Raw genomic sequence first — 13,269 nt, forward strand, 5'->3', positions numbered from 1 at the left:
CGACACGGGCGGCGGGTCAGGCGATACGGCCCGCCGCCAGTACCACTCTTGCCAGTTCGGGGTGCACGATGTCGCTGTGCGCCCCGCTCGGCGCGCCCCCGCGCCGGACCACGGCCGCCACGTCGACGCTCACGCACCCCGACGCCGGCAGCGGCCCGGCCAGGGCCGCCGCGAGGTCCAGCCGGGCGGTGCCGGAGACCGCCTGCACCCCGTCGTGGCCCATGGCGCCCCATCGCGGGCCCAGCACGGCCGCGATCTCGTTGCCCGTGCAGGACCGGTCGTCCCCGGCCAGCCGGGACGCCAGCGGGTAGAACGTGCCGAGGGCCGAGTCGAAGTGCGAGTGACAGCACACGAGCGGGCCGTCGATCCGCCGTTCCCGGCCCTGGAGCGCCCCCGCCCGGTCCGGGGCGTGCGGCAGCCGGGCCGCGAACGCGTAGTGCGAGAAGGCGCCCTGGAGCAGCGTCACCGACTTCACGGCCCGCACCCCCTCGGGCAGCCCGCGCAGCGCGAAGGCGACCAGCCGCCCGCCGAAGCTGTGCCCGACCAGATGCACCCGTACCCCGGGTGCCGCCTCGGCCAGCCGCCCGACGAGCGGTCCGAGTCCGTGCTCGCCGACCGCGCCGGCCCGGCGTTTCATCGTGTGGTACGTCGCCTGCCGGAGCAGTTCCTTGGCGCCGTCCCAGGGGTTGGGGAGACCGAATCCCGCGGTCTCCCCCACCGGGTCCAGCGCGGCCAGGGCCCCGGCGAGTTCCTCGCAGACGCCCGCCGGGTCCAGCGTGAAGACGGCCGGCTCGCCCTCCTCGTCCGTGTCGGCGCCGCCGCGCCTCCCCTCGTCGACCAGCAGCCGCACCAGCCCGCCGAACTCCGTCAACCCGGCCTCGCCGCCCGGCCGTTCGTCGAGCATCCGGGCCAGCCGGTCGACCACCGTCGTCCGGTCCGGGAAGGTCTCCAGCAGTGCGCGCCGGGTGTCCTTGTCCAGTGCCGGGCGTGGTGCCGCCCCGGCCTCCTCGGCCGCCACGGACCGGGGGAAGTCCGGGATCGGTTCGTCGCTGAACCGCATCGACGGCCAGATCACGCCCACGTACCCGAGGCGTGCCCGGGGGGCGAGCTCCGGGACCGGGGCGAAGAAGCGCCGGTACAGCGCGGTCGCGCCCGAGCGGTCGTTGTTCCAGCCGTGCGCGAAGACGACCAGGTCACGGACCCCGCGGTCCCTGACCTGTGCCGTCAGCCGGTCGCGTTCGGGGCCGTCCACGTCCCCGTCCGCGTCGAAGGTCAACTCCCAGTAGGGAGTCACGCTCATCCCAGGATCCGCCATGCCAGGCTCCCTCGTCCCACCCCCGGAAACGACGCGTTACGGGCGTATCGTCCTGCGGCGGGACGGAGTTGGCCATACACCGCGTCTCACTTGTACAGCAGATACTCCTGACGGGTCCGCCGGAACGCGGCGAGTTCCTCCTGCCAGGCACCGGTCACCTCGTCGGTGCCGGCGCCCGCGTCGATCATCGTGCGTACCCGCGTGGAACCGGTCAGCTTGTCGATCCAGTCGTCCGACCGCCAGGCGAAGCCGTCCCACACCTTCCGTGCGGTCACCAGCAGCCCGATGCCCGTGCGCACGGGGTCGTAGGCGGCCCGGTCGTGGACGTGGATCTGCACCCCGCCGACGGTCTTGCCCTGGAACTTGGAGAACGTCGGCGCGAAGTACGCCTCCCGGAACCGGACCCCCGGCAGCCCGAGCCCGTTCGCGGCGGCGGCCCAGCGCCCGTCGACCCCCTCCGCGCCGAGCAGTTCGAAGGGCCTGGTCGTGCCCCGGCCCTCGGAGAGGTTGGTGCCCTCGAACATGCAGGTGCCGGAGTACACCAGCGCCGTGTCCGGGGTGGGCATGTTGGGGCTCGGCGGCACCCAGGGCAGTCCGGAGGCGTCGTAGAAGTCGGTGCGCCTCCAGCCCGTCATCAGCACGGTCTCCAGCGGGACCGGCGCGGCGAGGAACTCCCCGTTGAACAGCCGGGCCAGCTCCGCGACCGTCATGCCGTGCGCCTGCGCGATCGGCCGGCGGCCGACGAACGTGGCGAACTCCTTGTGCAGCACCGGGCCCAGGGCCGCGCGCCCGGTCACCGGGTTCGGGCGGTCGAGGACGACGAAGCGCTTCCCGGCGAGCTGCGCCGCCTCCATGCAGTCGTACAGCGTCCAGATGTAGGTGTAGAAGCGTGCGCCCGCGTCCTGGATGTCGAAGACGACCGTGTCGACACCGGAGGCGGTGAAGACGTCGGCCAGTGGGCGGCCGCTCTTGAGGTATGTGTCGTAGACCGGCAGGCCGGTCGCGGGGTCGTCGTAGCGGCCCTCGGAGCCGCCGGCCTGGGCGGTGCCGCGGAACCCGTGCTCGGGACCGAAGACGGCCGTCAACTGCACGCGGGGATCGGCGTGCATGACGTCGACGACATGGCGGACGTCCCTGGTGATGCCGGTGGGGTTGGTGACGATGCCCACACGCCGGCCGCTGAGCAGGGCGTATCCGTCGGCCGCGAGTCTCTCGAAACCCGTGCGCAGGCGACCGGTTGCGGCTGCCGTCGGCGGTCCGGGCGAGGCGGTGGCCGTGGCCGCTGCGAGTAAGGCTCTTCTGGACAGGTGCATGAGGTGACCTCCACGTCGAGCGCTTCCGCAGGCAGTGTGGCAGGCTGCGGGCCGTCTGTCGTTGATCGCGCAGTTCCCCGCGCCCTTGGTGGGTCGACCCTTCCGTAGCTACATACCGACTGGTTAGTCTGGCCCCGCGGAGCCGATGTGTGCCGCGCGACGTCGTGCCGAAGGAGACCGATGGTGAAAGCCGTGCTGGATGCGGGAGTGGTCGTCACCGGAGCCGGTGGCGGGATCGGGGCCGCGCTGGCCAGGCGGTTCGCCGCCGAGGGAGCCCGGGTCGTGGTGAACGACCTCGACGCGGACAAGGCCGCGGCGGTGGCCGAGGAGATCGGCGGGACCGCCGTCCCCGGCGACGCCTCCGCGATCGTCGCCGACGCCCGGGACGCGCTCGGCGGCACCGTCGACGTCTACTGCGCCAACGCCGGGGTCGCCTTCGAGGACGGCGGTGCCGACGGCCCGCTGGACGAGAGGACCTGGGGCCTGTCCTGGGACGTCAACGTGATGGCCCACGTCCGCGCCGCCCACGAGCTGCTGCCGGGCTGGCTGGAGCGGGGCGGCGGCCGGTTCGTCTCCACCGTGTCGGCCGCCGGGCTCCTCACCATGATCGGCGCCCCCTCCTACAGCGTCACCAAGCACGGCGCCTACGCCTTCGCGGAGTGGCTGTCCCTCACCTACCGCCACCGCGGCCTGAAGGTGCACGCGATCTGCCCGCAGGGCGTCCGCACCGACATGCTCGCCGCCACCGGCAGCGCCGGCGACCTGGTGCTCCACCCGACCGCGATCGCACCGGAAGCCGTCGCGGACGCCCTGTTCCGGGGCATCGAGGAGGACCGCTTCCTGATCCTGCCGCACCCCGAGGTGGCCGGCTTCTACCAGGCGCGGGCCGGCGACCCCGACCGCTGGCTGGCGGGCATGAACCACCTCCAGCGCACGTGGGAGGAGACCCGATGACCGCCCCCCGGTACGCCGACCGCCCCTGGCTGGCCCTCCTCGACGACGCCCAGCGCGCCCCCGTGGAGCCGGCCGACTCCCTTCTGCACGCCCTGCGCGACGCGGTCGAGGCGACCCCCGACCGGACCTTCCTCGCCTACTTCGACGCCCGGCTCGACTACCGCGAGGTGGACGAGCTGAGCGACGGCGTGGCGGCCCATCTCGTCGCGCGCGGGCTGGAGCGCGGCGACCGGGTGGCCGTCCTGCTGCAGAACTCCCCGCACTTCGTGCTGGCGCTGCTCGGCGCCTGGAAGGCGGGCGCGACCGTCGTCCCGGTCAACCCCATGTACAAGGCGGGCGAGGTCGCCCATGTCCTGCGGGACGCCGAGGTGTCCGCACTGATCTGCTCGGACCGGGCCTGGGAGTCGTACCTCCGGCAGACCGCGGCCGACTCGCCGGTGCGGATCGTGCTCACCGGCTGCGAACTGGACTTCCAGACCCGCGGCGACGCACGGGTGCTCACCTTCGAGCGGCTGCCGAAGCCCCCGGACACCGACGACCTCGTGGCGGTCGCCCGGCAGGGCGGCCGGGCACCCGGGGGCCGCACCCCGCGCCCCGACGACATCGCCCTGATCAGCTACACCTCGGGCACCAGCGGCGCCCCCAAGGGCGCCACCAACACGCACGGCAACATCATGCACAACGCCGAGCGCCAGCGGACCGGGCTCGACCTGCCCGACGCCCCCGTCTACTACGCGCTCGCGCCGCTCTTCCACATCACCGGCATGGTCTGCCAGCTCGGCGCCTGCCTGAACAGCGCGGGCACCCTGGTCCTCGCCTACCGCTTCGACCCCGGCGTCGTCCTGGAGGCGTTCGCCGAGCACCGCCCGCACTACACGGTCGGCCCGTCGACCGCCTACATGGCGCTCGCCGCCCACCCGGACGTCACCCGCGAGCACTTCACCTCCTTCGTGAACATCTCCTCGGGCGGCGCTCCCGTGCCGCCGGCCCTGGTGGACCGGTTCCGCGAGCGCTTCGGGCCGTACATCCGGGTCGGCTACGGCCTCACCGAGTGCACCGCCCCCTGCGCCTCCGTCCCGCCCGGTCTGGAGGCCCCCGTCGACCCCGTCTCCGGGACGCTGTCCGTAGGCCTGCCCGGCGCCGACACCGTCGTGCGCATCCTGGACGAGCGCGGCGCGGAGGTGCCGTTCGGCGAGCAGGGCGAGATCGTCGTACGGGGACCCCAGGTGGTCCCCGGCTACTGGCGGCGCCCCGAGGCCACCGCCGAGACCTTCCCGGACGGGGAGCTGCGCACCGGCGACATCGGGTTCATGGACGAGCGGGGCTGGCTGTACGTCGTCGACCGCAAGAAGGACATGATCAACGCGTCCGGCTTCAAGGTGTGGCCGCGCGAGGTGGAGGACGTCCTGTACACGCACCCCGCGGTGCGCGAGGCGGCCGTCGTCGGCGTCCCCGACGGCTACCGTGGGGAGACCGTCAAGGCCTATATCAGCCTCCGTCCGGGCGCCGCGACGGACCCGGACGAACTCTCGGAGTACTGCAAGGAGAGACTGGCCGCCTACAAGTACCCGAGGCAGGTGGAGATCCTGCCCGACTTGCCGAAGACGGCGAGTGGGAAGATCCTCCGTCGGGAACTGCGTTCCCGCGCGCAAGACGACAACGACGCCGGTCAGTAGGCGACGAGGAAAGGCAGGTGGCGGCAGTGCCCAGGACGACGGACGGAGACGGGACGCCCGTTCCGCAGCGGCTGCTGGCCGCCGCCACCCGGCTCTTCGCGGAGCAGGGTTACGACCGCACCTCGGTGCAGGAGATCGTCGAGGCGGCAGGCGTCACCAAGGGGGCGCTGTACCACTACTTCGGCTCCAAGGACGACCTCCTGCACGAGGTGTACGCGCGCATGCTCCGCGTCCAGCAGGAGCGGCTGGACGCCCTCGCGGACGCCGACGAGCCGGTGGAGAAGCGGCTCAGAGCCGCGGCGGCGGACGTCGTCGTCACCACCATCGAGCACCTCGACGACGCGATGATCTTCTTCCGCTCGATGCACCAGCTGAGCCCGGAGAAGAACAAGCAGGTCCGCGCCGAGCGCCGCCGCTACCACGAACGGTTCCGCGCCCTCGTGGAGGAGGGCCAGAAGGCGGGCGTCTTCTCCACGGCGACCCCGGCCGACCTGGTCGTGGACTACCACTTCGGCTCCGTCCACCACCTGTCGACCTGGTACCGCCCCGACGGCCCCCTCACCCCCCAGCAGGTCGCCGACCACCTCGCCGACCTGCTGCTGCGGGCGCTGCGGCCGTAGGACCGCCCGGCACGAGCGAGGGGCGGCCGCGCCTGCGGCCGCCCCTCGCGCACGTGCGCCTACAGGTACTTCTTCAACTCCCGCCGCGCCAGCGACCGCTGGTGCACCTCGTCCGGGCCGTCGGCGAGCATCAGCGTGCGGGCGCTCGCGTACAGCTCCGCCAGCGGGAAGTCCTGGCTCACGCCGCCCGCTCCGTGCAGCTGGATCGCGCGGTCCAGGATGCCGACCACCGCACGCGGAGTGGCGATCTTGATCGCCTGGATCTCCGTGTGGGCGCCCTTGTTGCCGACCGTGTCCATCAGCCAGGCCGTCTTCAGCACCAGCAGCCGCAGCTGTTCGACGGTGACCCGCGCGTCGGCGATCCAGTTCTGCACGACGCCCTGCTGGGCCAGCGCCTTGCCGAACGCGGTGCGCGAGACGGCCCGTCGGCACATCAGCTCGATGGCCCGCTCGGCCATGCCGATCAGCCGCATGCAGTGGTGGATCCGGCCCGGCCCGAGCCGCGCCTGGGCGATGGCGAAGCCGCCGCCCTCCTCGCCGATCAGGTTCGTGACGGGTACGCGGGCGTGGTCGAAGACCACCTCGGCGTGGCCGCCGTGGGAGTGGTCCTCGTAGCCGAAGACCTGCATCGCGCGCCGCACGGTGACGCCGGGGGTGTCGCGCGGGACCAGGATCATGGACTGCTGGCGGCGGATGTCCGCGCCGTCCGGGTCCGTCTTGCCCATCACGATGAAGACCTTGCAGTCCGGGTTCATCGCCCCGGAGATGTACCACTTGCGGCCGGTGACGACGTACTCGTCGCCGTCCCGCTCGATGTGCGTGGTGATGTTCGTGGCGTCCGAGGAGGCCACGTCCGGCTCGGTCATCGCGAACGCTGAGCGGATCTCGCCGGCCAGCAGCGGCTCCAGCCACTGCTTCTTCTGCCGCTCGTCGGCGAACTGCGCCAGCACCTCCATGTTCCCGGTGTCGGGCGCGGCGCAGTTCGTCGCCGTGGGCGCGAGGTGCGGGGAGCGGCCGGTGATCTCGGCGAGCGGCGCGTACTGGAGGTTCGTCAGCCCGGCACCGTACTCGGTGTCGGGCAGGAAGAGGTTCCACAGCCCCTGCCTGCGTGCCTCCGCCTTCAGCTCCCCGACCACGGCCGGGGTGTCCCACGGCGAGGCCAGCGCGGCCCGCTGCTCCTCGGCGACCGGCTCGGCCGGGTACACGTACTCGTCCATGAAGGCGAGGAGCCTGGCCCGCAGTTCCTCGGTGCGCGCGTCGAACGCGAAGTCCATGTCGGGTCAGCCTTCCTGAAGAGTGGTCAGTCCGTGGTCGATGAAGACGGGCACGAGCTCGCCGATCCGGTCGAAGCCGCGGCCGACCGTCTGGCCGAGCGTGTACCGGTAGTGGATGCCCTCCAGGATCACGGCGAGCTTGAACCAGGCGAACGCCTCGTACCAGGAGACGGCGGAGACGTCGCGCCCCGAGCGCGCGGCGTACCGCTCGACCAGCTCCCGCGGGGAGGGGTGGCCCGGCGCCTCGGCGGTGGTGGAGACCGGGGAGTGGGGCGTGCCGAGCGGCCGGCTGTACATCACCAGCAGACCGAGGTCGGTCAGCGGGTCGCCGAGGGTCGACATCTCCCAGTCGAGGACCGCCTTGATCTCGTCGTCGTCCCCGATCAGGACGTTGTCCAGCCGGTAGTCGCCGTGGACGACGGTGGGGGCGGGGGAGGCGGGCAGCTCCCGGCCGAGCGCCGCGTGCAGTTCGTCGATGCCGGGCAGCTCGCGGTTGCGGGAGGCGTCCAGCTGCTTGCCCCAGCGGCGCAGCTGCCGGTCCAGGAATCCCTCGGGGCGGCCGAAGTCCGCGAGCCCCACCTCGGCGGGGTCCACAGCGTGCAGCTCGACCAGCGTGTCCACGAGGGACAGCACCGCGTTTCGGGTGCGCTCCTCACCGAGCGGCGCGAGCTGCTGGGCGGTGCGGTACGGGGTGCCCTCGACGAACTCCATGACGTAGAACGGCGCCCCGAGCACCTCCTCGTCCTCGCAGAGCAGCACCGGGCGCGGCACCGGCACCCGGGTGGGGTGCAGGGCGTCGATCACGCGGTGCTCGCGCTTCATGTCGTGCGCGGTGGCCAGGACATGGCCGAGCGGCGGCCGTCGTACGACCCATCGGGAGGTGCCGTCGGAGAGCGCGTAGGTGAGGTTCGACCGTCCGCCCTCGATCAGCCGGCCGGTCAGCGGGCCGGTGACCAGACCGGGGCGCTCGCGGTCGAGCAGGGCGCGCAGCCGGTCCAGGTCGAGTCCGGGCGGGTGGTCGGCGCTCATACGTCACTCCTACGAACGGGCGAACAAGACCCGACTCATGATGCCGACCGGTCGGTATGTAGTCCAGTACGTGTGCCGAACACGGCGCGAAACGTGACCGGAGCCACCATAGGCCGACGGCTCCCCGGCCGGTGTGCGGGGGAGCCGTCGGCCCTGCGTCGCGAAAGGGGCGGAGGGTCAGTGATCGTCCCAGTGGTCGCCGTGCTCGGCGTGCCGGTGCCCGTCGTGCAGGTAGTCGACGTGGTCCCCGTGCGGCACCTGGGCGTGGCCGCACTCGTCGTGGTGCACGTGCTCGTGACCGTCGTGCGTGGTGTGCCCGGCCGGTTCGCACTCGTCCCAGTGGCCCTCGTGCTCCCGGTGCAGATGGCCGTCGTGCGCGTAGTCGAGGTGGTCGCCGTGCGGTACGGCCGGATGTCCGCAGTCCGGGCCGTGGGCGTGCGTCCCGTGTTCGGTGTGTTCCTGGTGAAGGGCGGTCATGGTGCTCACCTTCGAGGGGTACGGGGTGCTGACGACGGACAGGCTGTCACGCGAAAGCCGCATAGAGGGACATACCGGTTGCGTGGCGCACGAGTACCCCGGAGGGTCGAGGACATGAAGGGCATCAGCTACACCCGCTACGGCGGTCCCGAGGTGCTGGAGTACGGCGAGGTGCGCGACCCCAAGGTCGGCCCCGACCAGGTACTGGTCGAGGTGCGCGCCGCGGCCGTCAACCCGGTCGACTGGAAGTGCCGCGAGGGGTACCTGGACTCCGTCCTGGACGCCGTCTTCCCCGTCGTCCCCGGCTGGGACGTCAGCGGGGTGGTCGTCCGGCCCGGGCCCGCGGTCACCGAGTTCGCCGCCGGCGACGAGGTGATCGGATACGTCCGCGAGGACTTCCTGTCCCGGGGCACCTTCGCCGAGTACGTCGCCGCGCCCGTGCGCACGCTGGCCCGCAAACCCCCGGGCCTGTCCTTCGAGGAGGCCGCCGGACTCCCGCTTGCCGGGCTCACCGCCTACCAGGTGCTGGTGAAGGCGCTGGAGGTCGGGCGCGGGGACACGGTGCTGGTGCACGCGGCGGCCGGCGGGGTCGGCTCCCTCGCCGTGCAGATCGCCGCCCACCTCGGCGCCCGGGTGATCGGCACGGCGAGCGAACGCAACCACGACTTCGTGCGCGGCCTCGGCGGCGAACCCGTCGCCTACGGGGACGGCCTGGCCGAACGGGTGCGCGCACTGGCCCCCGCGGGGGTCGACGCCGTCTTCGACACCATCGGCGGGGACACCCTCCGGACGTCCGCCGAACTGCTCGCCCCCGGGGGCCGCCTGGCGTCCATCGCCGACCCGGAGGTGCTCGGCCACGGCGGCCGGTACTGCTTCGTCCGCCCCGACGCCGAGGACCTGGCGACCCTCGCCGGGCTGGCGGAGCAGGGTGTCCTCACCGTCCACGTCGAGGAGACGTTCCCGCTGGAGCGCACGGCCGACGCCCACCGCCGCAACCAGGAGGGCAGCACCCGCGGCAAGATCGTCGTCACGGTCGACCGGACCACCGGCGACGCCCCCTAGACCACCAGCACGGCCGCGCACACGGCCGTCGCCACCGCGCACAGCACCGCCGCGGCCGCGTGCCGGGGGGTGAACGCGGGCGGCGGGGTGCCGGCCGAGAGCGTGCGGATGCGGTGATGGGCCACACCGAGGAAGCCGAGCCACAGGGCACAGCACACCGCGCCCATCACCACCCCGGTCGCCGACCCGTCACGCAGCGCGGTCCGTACCGCGAGGACGGCGGCCACGGCGGCGGACAGGGTGGTACGGCGCCAGGCCAGACGCGTGCGCTCCGGCTGGAGCCCCGGGTCCCGGCCCGCCGTGCTCACCCCTCCCATCCGACCAGCACCACCACGACCATCGCCACGGCGACCACCGCGACGACCAGGCTCAGCAGGGCCGGGAACCGGGACGCGGGCAGATCCTCGCCGCGCCGCATCGCCCGCTCGCAGCGCACCCAGTGGTTCAGCGCCCGCAGGGAACACAGCACACCGGCGCCCAGCAGCGCCAGCGCGAGACCGACCCGCCAGCCCCAGCGCAGGTCCGGCAGGAACTGGTCCACCGCGAATCCGCCGCCGATCAGCGCGAGCGCCGTCCGCAGCCAGGCCAGGAAGGTGCGCTCGTTGGCCAGTGAGAACCGGTAGTCGGGCGTGCCACCCTCTTCCCGCACCTGCTCCGGCGCGAACCACAGCCGGATGTTGCGTACGAATTCGCTCACGCCGACGACCCTACCGGCGCCTCAGCCACCGGCCCGGAACGCCCGCAGCCGCTCATGGGCGGCCAGCCCGTCGGGCACCCACTCCCACTCGCCGAGCCGCCGCCCGACCTCCTCCTCGGACAGGAAGCCGTACCACTGGACCTCCTCGGCCTGGGGTTGTACGGGCAGCTCGCAGCGCACCTCGTACACCGCCGACCACCAGCTCTTCCCGGCCCCGTCGTCGTACAGGAACTTGAAGAGGAACGCCGGCCGGGGCAGTCCCCGCACGCCCAGCTCCTCCTCGGCCTCCCGCAGGGCCGCCTCGTCGTAGGACTCGCCCGCCCCGACGACCCCGCCGACGAACAGGTCGTACAGGGAGGGGAACACCAGCTTGCCGGCCGTGCGCCGGTGCACGAAGAGCCGGCCGGCCGCGTCCCGGGCCTGGACGAACACACAGCGGTGGCGCAGCCCGAGGGCGTACGCCTCGCCGCGCGGGCGCCGGTCGACGACCCGGTCGTGCTCGTCGACGATGTCGAGGATCTCGTCAGCGGGGTTCATGCCCCCATCCAAGCAGCCGGGTTCAGCGCCGCTGTAGGTCACCGCGGCGCGTCTCCGGGGTGCCGCAGGGCATCGCCGGGTGCAGACCGAGCAGGACGATGCCGGTGACGACGGCCGCGAGCCCGGCCGCCTCCCAGGCCAGCGCCCCGGTGTCGGTGCGCAGCCGGTCCCCGAGGAAGCCCACCCCGCACAGGATCCCGGCGAGCGGCTCCGCCGCGGTGAGCGCGGGCAGCGACATGCGCAGCGGCGCGGTCTCGAACGCGCTCTGCACCAGGATCAGCCCGCTGACGCCGCACGCCAGCACACCGTAGGGCTGCCAGCCGGTGAGCAGCTCGGTGAAGCCGCCGTCGGAGAACAGCGTGCCGCTGACCCGGGTCAGCGCGTCCTGCACCCCGTACAGCAGCCCGGCGGCGGTGGCCAGCAGGACCGGCCCCCAGTTGAGCCGGGAGCGCTTGCCGTACGTCGTCAGGACGAGCGCGGCGCCCACCATGGCACCGATGATCAGCCAGTGCCGCAGCGGATCGTCCACGGCGCTGCCGCCGCGCGGTTCGCCGGCCATGATGAACGTGCTCACGCCGCCCGCGAGCAGCAGCAGACCGGCCCAGCCCTGGCGGCCGAGCGGCTGTCTGGTCTGGTGGCGGGAGAGGGCGAGCGCGAACAGCAGGTTGGTCGCGAGGAGCGGCTCGACCAGGGAGATCTCCCCCTTGCCGAGGGCGATCGCGCCGAGAACCATGCCGGCCACCATCAGGCCGAGCCCGCCCAGCCAGCGCGGCACCCGCATCAGGTCCAGCAGCAGCCGGAACGACAGGTAGTCGCTCAGCGGTGCATTCTGCGCCGCGTTCTGCTGGAGCACGAAGCCGAAGCCAAGACAGCAGGCAGCACTCACGGCGAGAAGGAGAACCAGAACGGACACGCTGCGTACCTCGATCATCCGGCCGGACCACGGACGCGTAGTCGCCGACTGTAGCGCTCCCGGGACCCCGTCGACCCGGAGAGTGCCCGGAACCGGGCAGTTGACTCGGTCACGCCACCCGGTCGGGCACAAGGCGCACCGAGGCGGGGGCGTACGTCCGGCCATGGTCCGTGGCCCGGCCGCCCGGCGCCATGGCGTACGCCACAGATCGCCGCCGAAAGCCCCGCAGGAGGCTCCCCACCTGCACCCCTGATTCTCAAGTTCCGTTTCACGCAAGGTAGTTCAAGGAGGCAACACCGCGGTTCCGCTTGACGCCATCCATGGCGGGGGGTTTGCTGTGCGTGATCGGTCGATGGCAGCCCGAGAAACAGGAAGTCCCGCGGTGCCCCCTCTCCCGCCCCTGCTCGGCGCACGCCGGGCCCGCACGGACCAGTCCGGCGACGCGCCGGACGCACCCGGCGCCTTCGACCACGCCCTCGACGACGAGGGGCTGCGCACCGCTCGCGCCGCCCTCGCCCAGGGCCGTCGGCAGGCCGCCCGCTCCCTGCTGCTGCACACCGGTGACGACTGGGACCGCCGAGCCCACCGCCTGACCGTCCTCGCGCGGGAACCGTACGCCGCCGCCTGGGCCCACGACTGGGCGCAGGCCGAGCCCGGCTCCGCCGACGCCGCCACCCTGTACGCCCTGGCCCTCGTACGACGCGCCCTGCGCGGCAAGGAGGACCCTGGCGGCGCCCGCGAGGCCTGTGACACGGCCGCTGCGCTCGCCCCGGCCGACCCCACCCCATGGCTCGGCCTGCTGCTGCTCGCCCGCCGCCTCGGCACCGAGCGCGAGGTGCTCGGCGCCTTCGCCGAGATCCGCCGCCGGCACCCCGAGCACCACCACGCCCACCACCTGCTGATCGCCCGCCTCGCCGAACGGCCCCCGGGCGGCCGGCCCGAGGCCCATGAGGCGTACGACGTCGCCGAACGGGCCGCCGCCGAGGCCCCCGCCGACTCCCCGCTGGCCGTCCTCCCGGTCGTCGCCCACGCCGAGCGGTTCCGCGTCATCACCGCCGCGGGACTCGCCCCGGCCGCCTCCGGGCACTGGGCCGGCCCCCGGGCCCGCGGCGTCCTGCGCGCCTGCTTCGACTGGTGGCTGGAGTGGGAGCACGACGACCACCCCCGGCGCCACCTCGACCTCAACCACCTGGCCTTCGCCTTGTCCTCGGCCGGCCGTCCGGCCGAGGCGGCACCCCTGTTCCAGCGCATCGGCGAGCACGTCACCGCGGCGCCCTGGTCGTACGCGCACCCGGACCCCCGCGCCGCATTCCATGCGGCCCGCGCCCGCGCGCTCGGCCGGTGAGCGGCCGCCGTGGGTGAGAAGTGATGACGGAACTCTTACCGGTGACCCGATTCCCTG

The 13,269-nt window shown here is 73.1% G+C and carries 14 protein-coding genes; 5 read left to right on the forward strand and 9 right to left on the reverse strand.

Features of this window, described 5'->3' with window-relative positions; genetic code table 11:
- Positions 1-16: 16 nt before the first annotated feature.
- Complete coding sequence (locus BLW57_RS30625) at positions 17-1,315, reverse strand: serine-threonine protein kinase (protein WP_176985782.1); 1,299 nt, start codon at positions 1,313-1,315, stop codon at positions 17-19.
- A gap of 86 nt (positions 1,316-1,401) precedes the next feature.
- A complete protein-coding gene (locus BLW57_RS30630) occupies positions 1,402-2,628 on the reverse strand; it encodes an exo-beta-N-acetylmuramidase NamZ family protein (protein ID WP_093478967.1) in 1,227 nt (408 codons plus the stop codon).
- Between the two features lie 180 nt (positions 2,629-2,808).
- Between BLW57_RS30630 and BLW57_RS30635 the strand changes: the two genes are divergently transcribed.
- The 3 genes from BLW57_RS30635 to BLW57_RS30645 are packed head-to-tail and all read left to right on the forward strand — an operon-like array spanning position 2,809 to position 5,878.
- Complete coding sequence (locus tag BLW57_RS30635) at positions 2,809-3,582, forward strand: SDR family oxidoreductase (protein ID WP_093478968.1); 774 nt, start codon at positions 2,809-2,811, stop codon at positions 3,580-3,582.
- The gene (locus tag BLW57_RS30640) at positions 3,579-5,258 is read left to right on the forward strand and encodes a class I adenylate-forming enzyme family protein (protein WP_093478970.1); all 1,680 of its coding nucleotides are present in this window, start codon (positions 3,579-3,581) and stop codon (positions 5,256-5,258) included. The genes BLW57_RS30635 and BLW57_RS30640 overlap by 4 nt, the downstream gene beginning before the upstream one ends.
- Before the next feature lie 26 nt (positions 5,259-5,284).
- A complete protein-coding gene (locus BLW57_RS30645; protein ID WP_093480964.1) occupies positions 5,285-5,878 on the forward strand; it encodes a TetR/AcrR family transcriptional regulator in 594 nt (197 codons plus the stop codon).
- Positions 5,879-5,937: 59 nt separating this feature from the next.
- Here the strand turns inward: BLW57_RS30645 and BLW57_RS30650 are convergent, their stop codons facing one another.
- From BLW57_RS30650 to BLW57_RS30660, 3 genes are all read right to left on the reverse strand, one after another.
- Positions 5,938-7,152: an acyl-CoA dehydrogenase family protein gene (locus BLW57_RS30650; protein WP_093478971.1), complete on the reverse strand. Its 1,215-nt coding sequence runs from the start codon at positions 7,150-7,152 to the stop codon at positions 5,938-5,940.
- A 6-nt stretch (positions 7,153-7,158) separates the two neighbouring features.
- A complete protein-coding gene (locus BLW57_RS30655) occupies positions 7,159-8,181 on the reverse strand; it encodes a phosphotransferase family protein (RefSeq protein ID WP_093478973.1) in 1,023 nt (340 codons plus the stop codon).
- A gap of 177 nt (positions 8,182-8,358) precedes the next feature.
- Positions 8,359-8,658, reverse strand: a complete 300-nt coding sequence (locus BLW57_RS30660; protein ID WP_093480965.1) for a hypothetical protein — start codon at positions 8,656-8,658, stop codon at positions 8,359-8,361.
- 114 nt (positions 8,659-8,772) lie between these two features.
- Between BLW57_RS30660 and BLW57_RS30665 the strand changes: the two genes are divergently transcribed.
- A complete protein-coding gene (locus BLW57_RS30665; protein ID WP_093478974.1) occupies positions 8,773-9,720 on the forward strand; it encodes an NADP-dependent oxidoreductase in 948 nt (315 codons plus the stop codon).
- Here the strand turns inward: BLW57_RS30665 and BLW57_RS30670 are convergent.
- Genes BLW57_RS30670 through BLW57_RS30685 form a run of 4 tightly spaced genes read right to left on the reverse strand, consistent with a single transcriptional unit; the run spans position 9,717 to position 11,867 of the window.
- A complete protein-coding gene (locus tag BLW57_RS30670; RefSeq protein ID WP_093478976.1) occupies positions 9,717-10,037 on the reverse strand; it encodes a DUF202 domain-containing protein in 321 nt (106 codons plus the stop codon). The genes BLW57_RS30665 and BLW57_RS30670 overlap by 4 nt on opposite strands.
- Positions 10,025-10,417 carry a YidH family protein gene (locus BLW57_RS30675; RefSeq protein WP_093478977.1) on the reverse strand — a complete coding sequence of 131 codons (393 nt, stop codon included), beginning with the start codon at positions 10,415-10,417 and terminating at the stop codon, positions 10,025-10,027. Before BLW57_RS30675 ends, BLW57_RS30670 begins: the two co-directional genes overlap by 13 nt.
- A 21-nt stretch (positions 10,418-10,438) precedes the next feature.
- Positions 10,439-10,954: an NUDIX domain-containing protein gene (locus tag BLW57_RS30680; RefSeq protein ID WP_093478978.1), complete on the reverse strand. Its 516-nt coding sequence runs from the start codon at positions 10,952-10,954 to the stop codon at positions 10,439-10,441.
- A gap of 22 nt (positions 10,955-10,976) precedes the next feature.
- A complete protein-coding gene (locus BLW57_RS30685; protein WP_093480966.1) occupies positions 10,977-11,867 on the reverse strand; it encodes a DMT family transporter in 891 nt (296 codons plus the stop codon).
- A 382-nt stretch (positions 11,868-12,249) separates the two neighbouring features.
- Here BLW57_RS30685 and BLW57_RS30690 point away from each other — a divergent pair, with 382 nt between their 5' ends.
- Positions 12,250-13,212 carry a hypothetical protein gene (locus tag BLW57_RS30690; RefSeq protein WP_093478980.1) on the forward strand — a complete coding sequence of 321 codons (963 nt, stop codon included), beginning with the start codon at positions 12,250-12,252 and terminating at the stop codon, positions 13,210-13,212.
- Positions 13,213-13,269 lie beyond the last annotated feature (57 nt).

It is taken from the genome of Streptomyces sp. 1222.5 (genome assembly GCF_900105245.1).
Classification (GTDB): Bacteria; Actinomycetota; Actinomycetes; order Streptomycetales; family Streptomycetaceae; genus Streptomyces; species Streptomyces albidocamelliae.

What these genes read in the sequence shown, in the direction of transcription:
- BLW57_RS30665 (WP_093478974.1), top strand. Translation starts at nt 8,773, where the DNA reads ATGAAGGGCATCAGCTACACCCGCTACGGCGGTCCCGAGGTGCTGGAG.
- BLW57_RS30630 (WP_093478967.1), bottom strand. Translation starts at nt 2,628, where the DNA reads ATGCACCTGTCCAGAAGAGCCTTACTCGCAGCGGCCACGGCCACCGCC.
- BLW57_RS30680 (WP_093478978.1), bottom strand. Translation starts at nt 10,954, where the DNA reads ATGAACCCCGCTGACGAGATCCTCGACATCGTCGACGAGCACGACCGG.
- BLW57_RS30625 (WP_176985782.1), bottom strand. Translation starts at nt 1,315, where the DNA reads ATGGCGGATCCTGGGATGAGCGTGACTCCCTACTGGGAGTTGACCTTC.
- BLW57_RS30650 (WP_093478971.1), bottom strand. Translation starts at nt 7,152, where the DNA reads ATGGACTTCGCGTTCGACGCGCGCACCGAGGAACTGCGGGCCAGGCTC.
- BLW57_RS30670 (WP_093478976.1), bottom strand. Translation starts at nt 10,037, where the DNA reads ATGGGAGGGGTGAGCACGGCGGGCCGGGACCCGGGGCTCCAGCCGGAG.
- BLW57_RS30655 (WP_093478973.1), bottom strand. Translation starts at nt 8,181, where the DNA reads ATGAGCGCCGACCACCCGCCCGGACTCGACCTGGACCGGCTGCGCGCC.
- BLW57_RS30635 (WP_093478968.1), top strand. Translation starts at nt 2,809, where the DNA reads ATGGTGAAAGCCGTGCTGGATGCGGGAGTGGTCGTCACCGGAGCCGGT.
- BLW57_RS30640 (WP_093478970.1), top strand. Translation starts at nt 3,579, where the DNA reads ATGACCGCCCCCCGGTACGCCGACCGCCCCTGGCTGGCCCTCCTCGAC.
- BLW57_RS30660 (WP_093480965.1), bottom strand. Translation starts at nt 8,658, where the DNA reads ATGACCGCCCTTCACCAGGAACACACCGAACACGGGACGCACGCCCAC.